The sequence below is a fragment of the Methylorubrum podarium genome, assembly GCF_022179745.1.
In the GTDB taxonomy this organism is placed as follows: Bacteria; Pseudomonadota; Alphaproteobacteria; order Rhizobiales; family Beijerinckiaceae; genus Methylobacterium; species Methylobacterium podarium.
Window position 1 is genome coordinate 1 of record NZ_BPRD01000257.1, and the last position, 15,826, is coordinate 15,826.

The window sequence follows — 15,826 nt, forward strand, 5'->3', positions numbered from 1 at the left end:
AGCGCCGCCTCCGCCGCGCCGACGAGGACCGGCACGATCGGGCTCTCGGCCTCCGGCAGCCCCAGCCGCGCGGTGAAGCGGCGGGCGAGCGCGAGCGGCCGGGCGGCGCGCTCCGGCTCGGCCTCGACGATGTCGAGGGCGGCGAGCGCCGCGGCGGCCGAGGCCGGCGGCAGGCCGGTGGTGTAGACGAGGCTGCGCGCCCGGCTCGTCAGCAGATCGATCACGGGCCGCGAGGCGCAAAGATAGCCGCCGTAGGAGCCCAGCGTCTTCGACAGCGTCCCCATTTCGAGGGGCGCGCGCGGGCCGGGCTCGACCACGCCGAGGCCGTGGGCGTCGTCCACCAGGGTCCAGGCGTCGTAGTCTTCCGCGACCGCCAGGATCTCGGCGAGCGGCGCCCGGTCGCCGTCCATGCTGAACACTCGCTCGGTCAGGATCAGCGCCCGCCGCGCCGCGCCGCGATGCTCGGCGAGACCCGCGCGCAGCCCCGCGACGTCGTTGTGGGCGAAGCGGACGACCTGCGCGCCCGACATCTTCGCCCCGGCGAACAGGCAGGAATGGCCGAGTTCGTCGATCAGGATCAGGTCGCCTGCGCCGACCAGGGCGGGGGCGATGCCGAGATTGGCGAGATAGCCCGAGCCGAAGACGAGCGCGGCCTCCTTGCCCTTGTGCCGGGCGAGCCGCTCCTCCAGCGCCGCGAGCGGGGGCGAGTTGCCGGTCACCAGCCGCGAGGCGCCCGCACCCGCGCCGTAGCGGGCCAGCGCCTCAGCGGCCGCCGCGATCACCCGCGGATCGTGGGCGAGGCCGAGATAGTCGTTGCAGGAGAACGAGACGAGGTTCCGCCCCGCCCGCTCCGCCGCCGCCTCGGGGCCGCGGGCGGTCACCGCCAGCCGGCGACGCAGGGCGGCGGCCTCCAGGCCGGCGAGTTTTTCGGCGGCGAAGGCGTCGAGGCTGTTCGGCGGGTTCGGCGACGGGTTCGGCGACATGGCGCCTGAAGGCGTCGGTGCCGGGAGGTTGTCAAGCCGGCGACCCGGGCGCTGGCGAACCCGCAGCCGATCGGCGCGTTGCCGGAGGCCTCACGGGACCCTCTTTCATGCCGCGCCGCTTTGCCCTCGCCGCCCTCACTCTTCTGGCCGTCGCCGGATCCCTGACCGTCCCGGCGCCCGTCCGCGCCGGCCCCGCCCAGGATTACCAGTTCGGCGAGCAGCGCTTCCGCAACGCCTGCCGTCCGCCGCTGAAATACGCCGCCGGCGCCTGCGTGCGCCGCTGCCCGGCCGGCTACCAGAGCTTTCGCGGATACTGCCGCTTCCGCAACATGCAGCGCTGATCGTCACCGGGCCCGGCTTGCGCGGTGGTTCGCGCCGTGCGAGCCTTGCTGCGTCCGATACAGACGATACGGGAGAGCCCAGGCCGCTCGCGAGGGGGGCCATGGCGCCGACGGAGCAACCACCCCCGGAAACTCTCAGGCACAATCACCGTACCGTTGGACAATCTGGAGAGAGGCGCCGTCCGGCGTCCACCGAAGGAGAAACCTCGCTCGACCGCCGGGTGAGGGAAGCTCTCAGGTAAGCGCGACAGATGGGGGCAACTTGCCAGCCGGCCGGCGGGCAAGGTCCGTCTGTCGTGGAGTGCCCGATGAGCTTGCAAGCTGCCGGGGCGTCGAGCCCTGCCGCCCCCGTTCCTCCCGCCGAACCTCTGGCGCAGACGCCGCTGCACGCGCTCCACCTGCGCCTCGGCGCCAAGATGGTGCCGTTCGCGGGCTACGCGATGCCGGTGCAGTACCCCGCCGGGCTGCTCAAGGAGCACCTTCATACGCGGGCGGCGGCCGGCCTTTTCGACGTCTCGCATATGGGCCAGATCGCGCTGACGCCCCGCTCCGGCGACGGCGCCGAGGCCGCCCGCGCCCTCGAGGCGCTGATCCCGATCGATATCCTCGGTCTCGCCGAGGGCCGTCAGCGCTACGGCTTCCTGACCGACGCGGCCGGCGGCATCCTCGACGACCTGATGGTCGCGCGCCTGCCCGACCGGCTGCACGTCGTCGTCAACGCCGGCAACAAGGCGGCCGGTCTCGCGCATCTCCGGGCCCATCTGCCCGACGGCATCGACGTGACGCTCGTGCCGGATGCGCTGATCGCGCTCCAGGGGCCGAAGGCGGCCGAGGTGCTGGCGCGGCTCGCCCCCGAAACCCAGGCGATGCGGTTCATGGATGTGCGCGCGGTCGCGATCCTCGACGCACCCTGCCTCGTCAGCCGCTCCGGCTATACCGGCGAGGACGGGTTCGAAATCGCCGTGCCGGCCGATCGGGCGGAGGCCGTGGCCGAGGCGCTGCTCGCGAGCCCCGAGGTGCTGCCGGTGGGCCTCGGCGCCCGCGATTCCCTGCGCCTCGAAGCCGGGCTGCCGCTGCACGGCGCCGACATCGATTCCGGCACCAGCCCGGTCGAGGCGAGCCTCGCCTGGGCGATCTCGCCGGCCCGCCGCCGCGGCGGCGCCCGCGCGGGCGGCTTCCCCGGCGCGGAAAAGATCCTCGCCGAGATGGAGGCCGGCCCCGCCCGGCGGCGCGTCGGCCTGCGCCCCGAGGGCCGCGCGCCGGTGCGGGCGGACGCCCCGCTCTTCGCCGTGGATTCGGGGGGCGAGGCCGTCGGCCGCGTCACCTCCGGCGGCTTCGGCCCGAGCGTCGGCGCCCCCGTCGCCATGGGCTTCCTGCCGGCGGGGCTGACGGCCCCCGGCACCCGCGTCTTCGCCGAGCTGCGCGGCCAGCGTCTCCCTCTCGTCGTCTCCCCGCTCCCCTTCGTCCCGGCCGGCTTCAAGCGCGGCTGATTTTCCTCGCCTATCAGGAGTTCGAACCATGCTGCGTTTCACCGACGAGCACGAATGGCTGCGCCTCGACGGCGACGTCGCCACGGTCGGCATCACGGCGCATGCCGCCGAACAGCTCGGCGACCTCGTCTTCATCGAGCTGCCCAAGGTCGGGGCGAAGTTGACCAAGGGCGAGGCCGCCGCGGTGGTCGAGTCCGTCAAGGCGGCCTCGGACGTCTACGCCCCGCTCTCCGGCGAGGTCACCGAGGTCAACGAGGCGGCGGTCGCCGACCCGGCCTCGGTCGGCGCCGACCCGCAGGGCGGCGGCTGGCTCTACCGGCTGAAGCTCGACGATCCGGCGGCTATGGACGCGCTGATGGACGAGGCCGCCTACGCCGAGTTCGCGAAGTAGCGGGGTCGGTCAGCCCTCTCCCCTCTGCGGGAGAGGGTGGCCCCCGAAGGGGGGCGGGTGAGGGGCCGGCTCCGCACACTCCGGAAGCGTCGCTCCCCTCTCCCGCCTCGCATCCGCGAGGCACCCTCCCCCGCAGAGGGGGGAGGGTGGTCCCGGCGGCAACCTATTCGCCCGAGAGGCATCCCATGAAATACGATCGCCACGATCCCTTCGATTTCGCCGCCCGGCGCCATATCGGCCCGAAGCTGTCCGAGATCGACCAGATGCTCGAGACCGTCGGCGCCGGGTCGCTGCACGCGCTGATCGACGAGACGCTGCCCCCCGACATCCGGCAGGCGGAGTACATCGATTTCGGAGTCTCGCTCACCGAGCGGCGCTCGCTCGAAAAGCTGCGCGCGACCGCGAACAAGAACCGGCTCCTCGTCTCGCTGATCGGCCAGGGCTATCACGGCACGACGATGCCGCCGGCGATCCAGCGCAACATCTTCGAGAACCCGGCCTGGTACACCGCCTACTCGCCCTACCAGCCCGAGATCAGCCAGGGACGCCTCGAGGCGCTGCTGAACTTCCAGACGCTCGTCTGCGACCTCACCGCCCTCGACGTCGCCAACGCCTCGCTGCTCGACGAGGCGACCGCGGCCGCGGAGGCCATGGGCATGGCCAAGCGGGTGGCGAAGTCGGACCGGAACGCCTTCTTCGTCGACAAGGACTGCCTGCCCCAGACGCTGGCCGTGCTGCGGACCCGCGCCGCGCCGCTCGGCTGGGAGATCGTGGTCGGCGATCCCTTGACGGACCTCGACCCGTCCGCCGTCTTCGGGGCGCTGTTCCAGTATCCCGGCGTGAACGGCGCGGTTCACGATTTTTCCGATCGCATCGCCGCGCTGCATGAGGCCGGGGCGCTCGCCGTGGTCGCCGCCGACCCCCTGGCGCTGACGCTCCTGAAGGCACCGGGCGAGATGGGAGCCGACATCGCCGTCGGCTCGATGCAGCGCTACGGCGTGCCGATGGGCTATGGCGGCCCGCACGCCGCCTACATGGCGACCCGCGACGCCCACAAGCGGGCGCTGCCCGGCCGCATCGTCGGCGTCTCGGTCGATGCCCGCGGCAACCGCTCGTATCGCCTCGCGCTCCAGACCCGCGAGCAGCATATCCGCCGTGAGAAGGCGACCTCGAACATCTGCACCAGCCAGGTGCTGCTCGCGGTCATCGCCTCGATGTTCGCCGTCTATCACGGGCCGGCCGGGCTGAAGGCCATCGCCCGGCGCGTCCACCGCGACGCGGTGCGCCTCGCCGAGGGGCTGGAACAGCTCGGCTTCACGGTCGAGCCGCAGCATTTCTTCGACACGATCACCGTGAAGGTCAGCGCGTTCCAGGGCGTGATCCTGCGCAGTGCCGTCGAGAACGGGGTGAACCTGCGCAAAGTCGGCACCGACCGCATCGGCATCAGCGTCGATCAGCGCACCCGGCCCGATATCATTCAGGCGGTGTGGCGCGCCTTCGGCGGGACGGACCTGCCCTACGACGAGGCTTATCCCGAGCCGCGCCTGCCGGCCGAGCTGGAGCGGACCTCGGAATACCTCACCCACCCGATCTTCCACATGAACCGGGCCGAGAGCGAGATGACGCGCTACATGCGCCGCCTCGCGGATCGCGACCTCGCCCTCGACCGGGCGATGATCCCGCTCGGCTCCTGCACGATGAAGCTCAACGCCACCGCCGAGATGCTGCCGGTCTCCTGGCCGGAATTCTCGGAGTTGCACCCGTTCGTGCCGGAGGATCAGGCGCTGGGTTACAAGGAACTGATCGACGATCTCAGCCAGAAGCTCTGCGCCATCACCGGCTACGACGCGATCTCGATGCAGCCGAATTCGGGCGCACAGGGGGAATATGCGGGGCTGCTCGCCATCCGCGGCTATCACCTGTCGCGCGGCGAGGGGCACCGCACGGTCTGTCTGATCCCGTCCTCGGCCCACGGCACCAACCCGGCCTCGGCGCAGATGTGCGGCATGAGCGTCGTCGTGGTCGGCGCCGACGCCCACGGCAACATCGACGTCGAGGACTTTTCGCGGAAGGCCGAGCAGCATGCCGACAAGCTGGCGGCCTGCATGATCACCTATCCCTCGACCCACGGGGTTTTCGAGGCGCGGGTGCGCGAACTCTGCGACATCGTCCATGCCCACGGCGGGCAGGTCTATCTCGACGGCGCCAACCTCAACGCCATGGTCGGTCTGGCCCGGCCCGGCGACATCGGCGCCGATGTCAGCCACCTCAACCTGCACAAGACCTTCTGCATCCCGCATGGCGGCGGCGGGCCGGGCATGGGGCCGATCGGCGTCAAGGCGCACCTGATCCCGTTCCTGCCCTCCGATCCGCGTTCGGGCGAGGAGGGTGCGGTCTCGGCCGCCGCCTTCGGCTCTGCGTCGATCCTGCCGATCTCGTGGAGCTACTGCCTGATGATGGGCGGGCGCGGCCTGACCCAGGCGACGCGGGTGGCGATCCTGAATGCCAACTACATCGCCAAGCGGCTGGAGGGCGCCTACCCGATCCTCTACGCCGGGCGGAACGGGCGCGTGGCGCACGAGTGCATCGTCGATGTCCGACCCTTCCAGAAGAGCGCGGGGGTGAGCGTCGAGGACATCGCCAAGCGCCTGATCGATTGCGGGTTCCACCCGCCGACCATGAGCTGGCCGGTGGCCGGGACGCTGATGATCGAGCCGACCGAGTCCGAGACCAAGGCCGAGATCGACCGCTTCTGCGACGCCATGCTGGCGATCCGCGAGGAGATCCGGGCGATCGAGGAGGGGCGGATGGACCGGGCCGACAACCCGCTCAAGAACGCGCCGCACACGGTGCAGGACCTGATCGGGACCTGGGAGCGGCCTTATTCGCGGGAAGCCGCCTGCTTCCCGTCCGGGTCGCTGCGTATGGACAAGTACTGGCCGCCGGTGAACCGCGTCGACAACGCCTACGGCGACCGCAACCTCGTCTGCTCCTGCCCGCCGCCGGAGGCGTATGGCGAGGCGGCGGAGTAGGGGCGGCGAATCGCCCTCTCCCCTCTGCGGGGAAGGGTTGGTGTTGCGTTTGACTCGCAACGCATCACCCGCCAATCCCCGCGCATGACCGCGCTCGACCGTCACCACCTCTGGCGCCCCTACACCCAGATGAAGCTTGCCGCGCCGCCGCTGGAGGCGATCGCGACGCGGGGCACGCGCATCACCCTGAAGGGCGGGCGCGAGCTCATCGACGGCATCGCCTCTTGGTGGACCGCCGTCCACGGCTACAACCATCCGTATATCGCCGCCGCGATGGCCGACCAGCTGATGCGCATGCCGCACGTGATGTTCGGCGGCCTCACCCACGCCCCGGCCGAGCGGCTCGGCGCGCGCCTCGCCGCGCTGCTGCCGGGGGAGCTCAACCACGTCTTCTTCACCGATTCCGGCTCGGTCGCCGTCGAGGTCGCCCTGAAGATGGCGGTGCAGCTCTGGCTCAACCGCGGCGAGACCGGCCGCACCCGCGTGCTCGCCTTCCGCGGCGGCTATCACGGCGACACGATGGGTGCGATGTCGGCCTGCGACCCCGAGGAGGGGATGCACCGCCGCTTCGGCGCCTACCTGCCGAGCCAGGTTTTTTGCAACCTGCCGCGCTCGGCCGAGCAGGAGACCGCCCTCGATACGGCGCTCGCCCGCCACCGCCACGAACTCGCGGCGGTGATCGTCGAGCCGCTGGTGCAGGGCGCGGGCGGAATGCTGACGCATCCGCCGGAGGTGCTGGCGACCGTCGCGCGGCTCGCCCGGCGCCACGGCCTGCCGCTCATCGCCGACGAGATCTTCACCGGGTTCGGCCGCACCGGCACGATGTTCGCCTGCGAGCAGGCGGGTATCGTGCCCGATATCCTCTGCCTGTCGAAGGCGCTGACCGGCGGCACGATGGCGCTCGCCGCGACCGTCGCCACCACCGAGATCTTCTCTGCCTTCTGGTCCGACGACCCCGCGGCGGCGCTGATGCACGGCCCGACCTTCATGGCCAACCCGCTCGCCTGCGCGGCGGCCAATGCCAGCCTCGACCTGTTCGAGACCGAGCCGCGCCTGGAACAGGCCCGCGCCATCGCCGCGCGCCTGGAGGAGGGCCTCGCGCCCCTGCGCCGGCTCGCCGGCGTGCGGGACGTGCGGGTGCTCGGCGCCGTCGGCGCGGTGCAGTTCGCCGGCCCGCCCGACCTCGCCGAGCTCAAGCGGCGCTTCGTCGAGCGCGGCGTCTGGGTCCGCCCGTTCGGGGACATCGTCTACCTCACCCCCGCGCTCACCATCGATGCGGACGACCTCGATCGTCTGATCGCGGCGGTGACCGCGGTGACCGAGGCGACCGCCTGACGTTTCCCGCGTCCGTCCCCAGGGCCCGAAGCTTGCAGGCTTGCCCGGCGGTGAAGCGAAGGGCACCCTCTGTCGGGACCCTGCAACCCGCAGCGGGGTTACTCGTTGGATCATCGCAGCGCAGCGGGTCCCGGCACGGGAAACGGCCAAGTCTGCAAACAACGGGTCTGCGAACAACAAGTCTGCGAACAACTTGGGTCGCTGGAGCAAATCGGGGAGAGCTTAAGGTGGCGAGCCAGACCGAGACGACGAATTTGGAAGCCGACCGTCCCGTCATCCTCATCGTCGAGGACGAGGCCCTGACCATCATGGACCTCGGCGACGTACTGGAGGAGGGGGGCTACGACACCGTCCAATGCGCCTCCGCCGAGCGCGCCCTCTCCATCCTGCAGGCGCGGCCGGATATCTGCGGCCTCGTGACCGACGTGCAGCTCTCGGGCCGGGTCGACGGGTTCGAGCTGGCGAATTCGGTCGCCCAGGCCCGGCCGAACCTGCCGATCCTGATCGTGTCCGGCCGCGCCTCGCCCGATCCCGAGCGCATGCCGGAGGGCGCTCAGTTCATCGCCCGTCCCTGCGCGGGCGAGGACATCCTGGCCCGTCTCAAGGGGCTGATGCCGCAGTGCTGAGCACGGCGCGCCAAGCCGCCACCGTCTCCGCCAGACCCTGATCCAGGCCAGTGCGCGAGGAAAAGCCGGCTTCGTCGGTCAAGCGTCGGATGTCGGCCTCGATGCAGGCCGGCTCCGTGGGTCCGAGCGGGCGGGCGCCGAAATCGATCAGGTCCGGGCGGCCGGTGAGCGCGCCGATCGTCCGCAAGATGTCGCGCACCGCGACGGCCTCGCCCGAGCCGATGTTGACGGGTCCCTCGACGGGCGAGTCCAGCAGGGTGGCGAACGCAGTTCCGGCGTCGGCCACGTGCAGAAAATCGCGCCGCTGCCGGCCCTCGCTGGTGGCGAGGCGCTGGCCCGCGAGCAGCGCCCGCGCCGCGTCGCCGACGAGCCGGCCCGCCGTCTCGCCTGGACCGTAGAGGTAGAACAGCCGCCCCCAGGCCAGGGAGAGGCCGGCGGTCGCCGCGTAGGCCGCGAGGATGCGGCGCAGGCCGTCCTTGGCGGCGCCGTAGAGCGTCGCGGGATGGCAGGGGGCGGATTCGGTGAAGCGGCCGATGGACGCCGTCTGTCCTCTCCCCCTTGCGGGGAGGGGAACGGGGTGGGGGTCGTTCTGGAAGGGGCGTTGCGGTGCCTCCTGCACCACCCCCACCTCCAGCTCCTCCCCACAAGGGGGAGGAGATGTGACCGTCCAATCGTACTCCGCGCAGGTCCCGGCCACCACGGCGCGGGTGCCGCCCGCTTCGCGGAACGCCCGCGCGAGGTCGAGGCTCGCCGCGGTCCAGTCGAGGTTGTCCGGCGCCTGCCAGTAGCGGCCGGGCGTGGTGACCCAGGCGAGGTGGAGAAGGTGGCTCGCACCCGCTGCCTGCACGGCGGCGCGTCTCTGGGCCGGGTCCAGCAGGTCCGCGGTGTGGAAGGCGTGCGCGCCTGCCGGGGGCGTCCGCCCGATCGCGTGGACCTCGAAGCCGCAGGCGATCAGCGCGGGGATGGCGTGGCGGCCGACGAAGCCGGCCCCGCCGGTGACGAGAACCCGCTTCACCGCCCCGCCCAATCGGGAAAGGCGAGGTCGCGGGCCGCGATCACCGTGACCGGCTCGGGCCAGGCGAGGGCGAAGGCGGGATCGTCCCAGCGCACCCCGTCGGCGGCGGCGGCCACGAACGGGCGGTCGATCATGTAGAGGATCTCCGCGTCGTCGCTGAGCGTCTGAAAGCCGTGGGCGAGGCCCGCCGGGATGTAGAGGGCGTGACGGTTCGCGGCCGAGAGGGCCACCGAGGCGGTGCGGAGATAGGTCGGCGAATCTGGACGCAGGTCGATCACCGCGTCGTGGATCGCGCCGGCGGTGCAGCGCACGAGCTTCGTTTCGGCGTGGAGCCTTCTCGAAAAATGCATCCCGCGCACGGTGCCGCGGCGGTGGTTGAACGACACGCTCGACTGCGTGAAGCGCCCGACCAAACCGCGCTCGGCGAACTCGCTCTCGCACTGGGTGCGGGCGAAGAAGCCGCGCTCGTCGGCGTGCGGCTCGGGCACGACGCGGAACAGGCCGGGAAGGTCGAGTTCCTCGAAGATCATGGGACGCGGGGGCCCGCTTGCGAGGGCACGGCCGATCCCAGTCCCGTCCTCATCCTGAGGTGGCGGCGCGACGCGGCGCCCTCGAAGGATCCTCCAGCCAGCCGCGCGATGTCTGGACGATCCTTCGAGGCCGCTTCGCGGCACCTCAGGATGAGGCGGCGGGCGGGACGGCCGGACGGCATCATCAGAACACCGTCAGTTCGGGGATCGCCACGGCGAAGCGCCCGCCCCATTCGCGGATCGCCGCCATCTCCCCGGCGATCTCGTCCTTGAGGTTCCAGGGCAGGATCAGTACGGTGTCGGGGCGCATCGCCAACAGCTCCTCGGGCGAGACCACGGGGATGCGGCTGCCGGGCAGCCACGTGTCCTGCTTGTGCGGCGAGCGGTCGGCGACCGCCCGGATCAGCTCCGGGCCGATCCCGCAATAGTTGAGGAAGGTGTTGCCCTTGGCCGCCGCGCCGTAGGCGCAGACCGTGCGGCCCGCCGCCCGTTCCTCGATCAGGAAGCGCAGGGCCGCGCATTTGATGTCGGCCACCGCCTGCCCGAAGCCGTCGTAGCCCGAGAGGTCGAACAGGTTCGCGCCCCACTCGCTGAGCACCACCCGCTCCAGCGCCGGAGTCGGTCGATGCGCGGCCGCCTCGTGGCAGGCGAAGACGCGCAGCGAGCCGCCATGGGTCGGCCATTCCTCGACGTCGAACACCCGCAGGCCCTGCCGGCGCAGGAGTCCGATCACGACGCCGAGGGAGAGGTAGGAGAAGTGCTCGTGGTAGATCGTGTCGAACTGCCGGCTCTCGATCATCCGCAGGAGGTGCGGGAACTCGAAGGTCGCCACGCCCTCCGGCTTCAGGATCTCGGCGAAACCCGCCGTGAAGTCGAGGATGTCGGGCACGTGGGCGAGCACGTTGTTGGCTGCCGTCAGGTCGGCCCTGTACCCGGCCGCGGCGAGGCGCCGGGCGGTGTCGCGGCCGAAGAAGGCGACCTCCGTCGGCACGCCGCGCTCGACCGCGACGCGGGCGACGTTGGCCGCCGGCTCGACGCCGAGCACCGGCACGCCGCGGGCGACGAAGTATTGCAGCAGGTAGCCGTCGTTGCTCGCGACCTCGACGACCTTGCTCTGCGGCCCGAGGCCGAAGCGCTCGATCATCGCGGCGACGTAGGCTTCCGCGTGCCGCAGCCAGCCGGCGGAGAAGCCGGAGAAGTAGGCGTAATCGGAAAAGATCGCCTCGGGGCTCTCGAAGGCTTCGAGCTGCACCAGCCAGCAGGCGTCGCAGACATAGGCGTGGAGCGGGTGGAAGACCTCGCCGCGGTGGCGCCGCTCCGGCGTGACGTAGGAATTGGCGAGCGGCGACAGGCCGAGATCGCAGAAGGTCCGGGTGAGGGCGGCGCCGCAGGCGCGGCAGGTCGGGGCGGTCACGCGTCGACTCCGGCGTTTGCTCCAGGCTGGCCCAGCGCCTCGTAGCGCGCGATCTCGGCCTCGACCAGGGCGCGGCGATCGGCGCCGGCGGCCGCCGCGCGGTACCATGCGGCGGTCCAGTCGAGCGCCGTGTCGAGGCTGAGCCGCCGGTCCCAACCGAGGCGGGCGCGGGCCTTGGAGGCATCGACCTTGAGATAGGTCGCCTCGTGCGGATGGGTTTTTTCGGACAGGTGCCAGCGGGCCTTCCCGCCCCAGCCGCGGGCCAGCCGCTCGACCAAGTCGGCGACCGGCCGGCAATCCTCGTCCGCCGGCCCGAGGTTCCAGCCCTCCGCGAAGCGTTCGCCGTCCGTGCCCGCGAGGCATTCGGCCAGCCGCAGGTAGCCGGCGAGCGGCTCCAGCACGTGCTGCCAGGGGCGGATCGCGTGGGGGGCGCGGATCTCGACCGATTCTCCGGCCTCGAAGGCGCGCACGATGTCGGGGATCAGCCGGTCGAGCGAATGATCGCCGCCGCCGATGACGTTGCCGGCCCGGGCGCTGGCGATCCGCGCCGGGTGGCCGCCCGCGCCGAAGAACGAGGCGCGGTAGGCGCCCGTCACGAGTTCGGCGCAGCCCTTCGAGGCGCTGTAGGGGTCGCGCCCGCCCATCGCCTCGGTCTCGCGATAGGCGTAGGGCCATTCGCGGTTCTCGTAGGCCTTGTCGCTCGTCACCACGACCACGGCGCGCACGCCCGGCTCCGTCCGCACCGCCTCCAGCAGGTGAACGGTGCCCATGGTGTTGACCGCGAAGGTCCCGACCGGATCGGCGTAGGACGGGCGCACCAGGGCCTGCGCCGCCATGTGGATTACGATCTCGGGCTCGGCGGCCGCCACGGCGTGCGCCAGCGCCGGCAGATCGCGGATGTCGCCGATGCGCGAGTGGTCGGGCGGGAAGCCGATCGCGTCGAACAGGTTCGGGCGGGTCTCAGGGCTAAGGGCGAAGCCGGTCACCCGCGCGCCGAGGCGGGCGAGCCACAGGCTCAGCCACGCGCCCTTGAAGCCGGTATGCCCGGTGAGCAGCACGCGCCGGCCCGCCCAGAAGGCGGGATCGGGGTTGAGCGCGGCCATCACCACACCTTCCAGGGGGCGTCGCCCTTTGCCCAGAGTTCTTCGAGGTGCTTCTTGTCGCGAAGCGTATCCATCGCCTGCCAGAAGCCGTGATGGTGGTAGGCGTGGAGCTGCCCGTCGCGGGCAAGGCTCTCCAGGGGCTCGTTCTCCCAGACGGTGGCATCGCCCGCGATCCGGTCGAGCACGCGCGGCGAGAGCACGAAGAAGCCGCCGTTGATGGTGGCCCCGTCCCCCGCCGGCTTCTCGCGGAAACTGCGGACCGCGTCGCCGTCGAGGTCGAGGGCGCCGAAGCGGCCCGGCGGCACCACCGCCGTCAGGGTGGCGAGGCGGCCGTGCGCCCGGTGGAAAGCGGCCAAGGCGGTGAGGTCGATATCGGCGACGCCGTCGCCGTAGGTCATGAAGAAGTCGTCCTCACCGAGATAGTCGCGCACCCGCTTGAGGCGCCCGCCGGTCATGGTGGCGTCGCCCGTCTCGATCAGCGACACCTTCCACTCCTCGGCCGCCGAGCGGTGGAACTCGACATGGCCGCGGCCGAGGTCGAGCGTGACGTCGCTCAGGTGCAGGCGGTAGTTCAGGAAGAATTCCTTGATGACGTAGCCCTTGTAGCCGAGGCAGATCACGAACTCGGTGACGCCGTGGGCGGCGAAGATCTGCATGATGTGCCAGAGGATCGGCCGTCCGCCGATCTCCAGCATCGGCTTGGGGCGCACCACGGTCTCCTCCGAGAGCCGCGTGCCGAGTCCGCCCGCGAGGATCACGGCCTTCACCGGCGGCCTCCGAGTTCGTGTGTCGTCGCCATCATCGCCACGCCTCTACCATGCGCGCCGCGGCTTGCGGAAACCGCTCCGCGTCGAGTTCGAAGGCGGGCGGGCGGATGCCGAACGGGTCGGGATAGTACGGGTCGCGGGCGAGGCGCGCGCCCCAGCGCTTGCGGAAGCGGGCCTGCTCGGCGGGGTCGACGGTCGGGATGCGGTTGCGGCTCTCGTAATGGTAGAGGCTCGCCTGCCCGCAGTAGACGGTGCGCAAGCCGCGCTCGCCGAGCCGCAGGCAGAAATCGATGTCGTTGTAGTTGATGGCGTAACCCTCGTCGAAGCCTTCGATGGCCTCGAAATCGGCGCGGCCCACCATCACGCAGGCGCCGGTCACGGCGAGGTAGTTGCGGTTGGCGAGCGTGGATCCGCCATAGCCCGCGTCGTCGCCCGGAAAGCCGCGGCGGACATGGTCCGGCAGGCCCTCGCCGAAGACCACGCCGGCATGCTGCAGGCTGCCGTCCTCGAACAGGAGTTTCGGCCCGACCGCGCCGACGCCGGGGATGGCGAGCTGCGCCAGCATCGCCTCGATCCAGTCCGGCGTGATGACGCTGATGTCGTCGTTGAGGAAGACCAGCACTTCGCCCGTCGCCGCCCGCGCGCCGAGATTCATCTTGGCGGCCACGTTGAAGACCGGCTCGCTCCAGGTGACGGTGCGCGCGCCGAAGCGCTCGACCGCCGCCCGCGTCGGCGGACGCAGGTCGCCGTTATCGACCGCCACGATCTCGATGCTGTCGTAGGTGCTGGCCTCGCGGATGCTGGCGAGACAGGCGGCCAGAAGATCGACTGGGCGTCCGCCGATGGTGCTGTCGCGCCCGGCGGTCGGGATCACGATCGAGACGAGCGGTCGCGTCGCGAGCGCGCGCCGCAGGGCGAAATGCTCGGGCGCCAGCACCCGGACGCTGTCCAGCGCGCCGGTGCGCCGGGCGCGTCGGGCGAGCGCGCGGGCGGCGGCTTCCGGGTCGGGCGCGGCGGCGCGGCGGTGGCAGAGTACCTGCGCGACGTGCCCGACGCGCTGGCTCCCCTCGGTCAGGCGTAGCGCGAGGTCGTAATCGGCCGCGCCCTCGCTCTCGCCCGGAAACCCGCCGACCGCCCGCACCGGGGCGGTGCGGCAGAGGGCGAGGCTGCCGATGTAGAAGCCGCCCTCGAGCGTCTCGGGCGACCAGTCCGGCTTGAAGACCGGATCGCAGCGCGCCCCGTCCGGCCCGATCCGGTCCTCGTCGGAATAGAGCAGGTCGAGATCGGGCTCGCGCGCGAGCCGCCGGACGAGGGCGAGGAGGGCGTGGGGGGCGAGCCGGGTGCCGGGCTCCACCGTGGCGAGATGGGAGCCGCGCGCCTGCGCCAGCGCCGCATCGAGGGAGGCCGCGGTGCCGCCGGCCGGCGGGAGCAGGCGGATGCGGCCGTCCTCCGCCGCCAGCGCCTGGAGCGCGGCCGACGGCGCGGCCGCGAGGCACAGTTCCCAATCCGGGTAGACCTGCGCCCGCAGGCTCACGAGCGTCGCCGCGACGTGACGCGAATCGTCGCCGGCCCCCATGAGGAGCGAGATCAGCGGGCGCTCCGGCAGGGCCGCGACCTGCGCGCGCAGGGCGTCCGGCGTGGGCAAAGCCTTCGCCTCCACCGCCTCGATCCAGGCGGCGTAGCTGGCGGGCGGGCGGCGGGTCTCGGCGGCGCGGGTGAGCCGGCGCCAGATCTCCCGCGGCGGCACGCTGCGCACCAGGCCGAGAGCGCGCCGCAGGAGGCGCAGCGGCCGGCGTTCCTGCGGCGGCAGCCGTTCGATGATGGTTCGAGCGGACAGGATCGACGCCTCGATCCGGCCCGCCGGCTCGACCCGCACGGCGTCGAGGCGGAAGCGCGGGCCCGCCTCGGCGGCCTCCAGGCGCAGGGCGCGGGTGCCGGGCGGCAGGCGGATCAGGTCGTCGGTACCGTCCGCCCGCATCGTGAGTCGGTAGCGGCGCGACTCGGATTCGCCCGCCGCCTCGACGGCGAGCACCGGCCGCACCGATTCCGGACGGCAGCGAAAGCGGATGCGCCTGCCCGACAGGGCGGCTACCGCCGGGGCCGGACCGAGGGCGAAGACCGGATCGGGACCGGTCGCGGTCCACGGCTCGCCGTCTGCGGGCCGGCGCAGGTCGCGCAGAGGATAGAGGCCGAGCGACTCGCGGCGCGTCATCGGATCGGCCCGTTGTCTCGGAGGCGGTGGAAGCTCATGCGGCGCCGGAATCCATGAAATCGGCCGCGCCGTGAAGCGATTTCTCGTAGGAGCTGTGTCTTGCCGGTCCACAGGCGGCAAAGCGAGACGTTTCTGTCATCGAAGTTTCATCGCACGTCGGCAGATGCTTGGCGCGCGGGCCGCCCGGAAGGTCTCCTCTCGGGCAGCGTATGAGAGCCCGCGCGTCCGCGAAGGGAAACCTGATCATGTCGGCGGCAAACGAAGCGGTCGCCGTGGTGGCGGCGCACGGCGAGGCCCCCGGTCAGCCGGGTGGTCGAAGCGCGCAGAAGGACAAGGCGGGAAAGACCGTCAAGCGGCTGCGCCCCCCCGCGGCCAAGAGCGTCGGATGGGCGCTGGTCCAGGCGGCGCGGCTCCATCGCGCCCGGGTCGGCGACCGGCTCGCCGAGCTCGACCTGTTCGCCGGCCAGGAGCAGGTGGTGCAGGCCCTCGCCGCCGCCGGCAGCATGACCATGGGCGATCTCGCCGCCACCCTGCGGGTGCGCCCGCCGACCGCCTCCAAGACGATTTCGCGGCTCGCCGCCCTCGGC

14 protein-coding genes and 1 riboswitch are annotated in these 15,826 nt (G+C 71.9%); of the genes, 7 read left to right on the forward strand and 7 right to left on the reverse strand.

The features are described 5' to 3' along the window. A partial coding sequence (locus MFF42_RS13550; RefSeq protein ID WP_238256199.1) for an aminotransferase class I/II-fold pyridoxal phosphate-dependent enzyme occupies positions 1-983 on the reverse strand: 983 nt, incomplete at its 3' end. 107 nt (positions 984-1,090) lie between these two features. Between MFF42_RS13550 and MFF42_RS13555 the strand changes: the two genes are divergently transcribed. The 6 genes from MFF42_RS13555 (at position 1,091) to MFF42_RS13580 (ending at position 8,198) form a co-directional block, all read left to right on the forward strand. Continuing rightward, complete coding sequence (locus tag MFF42_RS13555) at positions 1,091-1,324, forward strand: hypothetical protein (RefSeq protein ID WP_238256200.1); 234 nt, start codon at positions 1,091-1,093, stop codon at positions 1,322-1,324. Positions 1,325-1,383: 59 nt separating this feature from the next. Then, a riboswitch (glycine riboswitch) is annotated at positions 1,384-1,485 on the forward strand. Positions 1,486-1,632: 147 nt separating this feature from the next. Then, positions 1,633-2,814, forward strand: a complete 1,182-nt coding sequence (gene gcvT / locus MFF42_RS13560; RefSeq protein ID WP_238256201.1) for a glycine cleavage system aminomethyltransferase GcvT — start codon at positions 1,633-1,635, stop codon at positions 2,812-2,814. Positions 2,815-2,842: 28 nt separating this feature from the next. Continuing rightward, positions 2,843-3,205, forward strand: a complete 363-nt coding sequence (gcvH, locus tag MFF42_RS13565; RefSeq protein ID WP_238256202.1) for a glycine cleavage system protein GcvH — start codon at positions 2,843-2,845, stop codon at positions 3,203-3,205. A gap of 185 nt (positions 3,206-3,390) precedes the next feature. After that, positions 3,391-6,237, forward strand: a complete 2,847-nt coding sequence (gene gcvP, locus MFF42_RS13570; protein ID WP_238256203.1) for an aminomethyl-transferring glycine dehydrogenase — start codon at positions 3,391-3,393, stop codon at positions 6,235-6,237. Between the two features lie 84 nt (positions 6,238-6,321). Continuing rightward, a complete protein-coding gene (locus MFF42_RS13575; protein WP_238256204.1) occupies positions 6,322-7,572 on the forward strand; it encodes an adenosylmethionine--8-amino-7-oxononanoate transaminase in 1,251 nt (416 codons plus the stop codon). A 227-nt stretch (positions 7,573-7,799) separates the two neighbouring features. Next, positions 7,800-8,198: a response regulator gene (locus MFF42_RS13580; RefSeq protein WP_238256205.1), complete on the forward strand. Its 399-nt coding sequence runs from the start codon at positions 7,800-7,802 to the stop codon at positions 8,196-8,198. Here the strand turns inward: MFF42_RS13580 and MFF42_RS13585 are convergent. The 6 genes from MFF42_RS13585 to MFF42_RS13610 all read right to left on the reverse strand — a co-directional run bounded on the left by MFF42_RS13585 (position 8,173) and on the right by MFF42_RS13610 (position 15,239). Beyond that, positions 8,173-9,213: an NAD-dependent epimerase/dehydratase family protein gene (locus MFF42_RS13585; RefSeq protein WP_238256206.1), complete on the reverse strand. Its 1,041-nt coding sequence runs from the start codon at positions 9,211-9,213 to the stop codon at positions 8,173-8,175. The genes MFF42_RS13580 and MFF42_RS13585 overlap by 26 nt on opposite strands. After that, on the reverse strand, positions 9,210-9,743 hold the full coding sequence (locus MFF42_RS13590) for a dTDP-4-dehydrorhamnose 3,5-epimerase family protein (protein ID WP_238256207.1): 534 nt from the start codon (positions 9,741-9,743) through the stop codon (positions 9,210-9,212). Before MFF42_RS13590 ends, MFF42_RS13585 begins: the two co-directional genes overlap by 4 nt. A gap of 184 nt (positions 9,744-9,927) precedes the next feature. After that, positions 9,928-11,157, reverse strand: coding sequence for a class I SAM-dependent methyltransferase (locus MFF42_RS13595; RefSeq protein ID WP_238256208.1), 1,230 nt, complete (start codon positions 11,155-11,157; stop codon positions 9,928-9,930). Then, positions 11,154-12,260: a CDP-glucose 4,6-dehydratase gene (gene rfbG / locus MFF42_RS13600; protein ID WP_238256209.1), complete on the reverse strand. Its 1,107-nt coding sequence runs from the start codon at positions 12,258-12,260 to the stop codon at positions 11,154-11,156. The genes MFF42_RS13595 and rfbG overlap by 4 nt, the downstream gene beginning before the upstream one ends. Continuing rightward, entirely contained in the window at positions 12,260-13,027 is a 768-nt protein-coding gene (rfbF, locus tag MFF42_RS13605; RefSeq protein ID WP_238256210.1) for a glucose-1-phosphate cytidylyltransferase, read from the reverse strand. Before rfbF ends, rfbG begins: the two co-directional genes overlap by 1 nt. Positions 13,028-13,058: 31 nt before the next feature. Then, positions 13,059-15,239, reverse strand: a complete 2,181-nt coding sequence (locus MFF42_RS13610) for a glycosyltransferase family 2 protein (RefSeq protein ID WP_238256211.1) — start codon at positions 15,237-15,239, stop codon at positions 13,059-13,061. Positions 15,240-15,484: 245 nt separating this feature from the next. Here MFF42_RS13610 and MFF42_RS13615 point away from each other — a divergent pair. Continuing rightward, a partial coding sequence (locus tag MFF42_RS13615; RefSeq protein ID WP_238256212.1) for a MarR family winged helix-turn-helix transcriptional regulator occupies positions 15,485-15,826 on the forward strand: 342 nt, incomplete at its 3' end.

What these genes read in the sequence shown, in the direction of transcription:
- MFF42_RS13555 (WP_238256200.1), top strand. Translation starts at nt 1,091, where the DNA reads ATGCCGCGCCGCTTTGCCCTCGCCGCCCTCACTCTTCTGGCCGTCGCC.
- gcvT (WP_238256201.1), top strand. Translation starts at nt 1,633, where the DNA reads ATGAGCTTGCAAGCTGCCGGGGCGTCGAGCCCTGCCGCCCCCGTTCCT.
- gcvH (WP_238256202.1), top strand. Translation starts at nt 2,843, where the DNA reads ATGCTGCGTTTCACCGACGAGCACGAATGGCTGCGCCTCGACGGCGAC.
- gcvP (WP_238256203.1), top strand. Translation starts at nt 3,391, where the DNA reads ATGAAATACGATCGCCACGATCCCTTCGATTTCGCCGCCCGGCGCCAT.
- MFF42_RS13575 (WP_238256204.1), top strand. Translation starts at nt 6,322, where the DNA reads ATGACCGCGCTCGACCGTCACCACCTCTGGCGCCCCTACACCCAGATG.
- MFF42_RS13590 (WP_238256207.1), bottom strand. Translation starts at nt 9,743, where the DNA reads ATGATCTTCGAGGAACTCGACCTTCCCGGCCTGTTCCGCGTCGTGCCC.
- rfbG (WP_238256209.1), bottom strand. Translation starts at nt 12,260, where the DNA reads ATGGCCGCGCTCAACCCCGATCCCGCCTTCTGGGCGGGCCGGCGCGTG.
- MFF42_RS13610 (WP_238256211.1), bottom strand. Translation starts at nt 15,239, where the DNA reads ATGACGCGCCGCGAGTCGCTCGGCCTCTATCCTCTGCGCGACCTGCGC.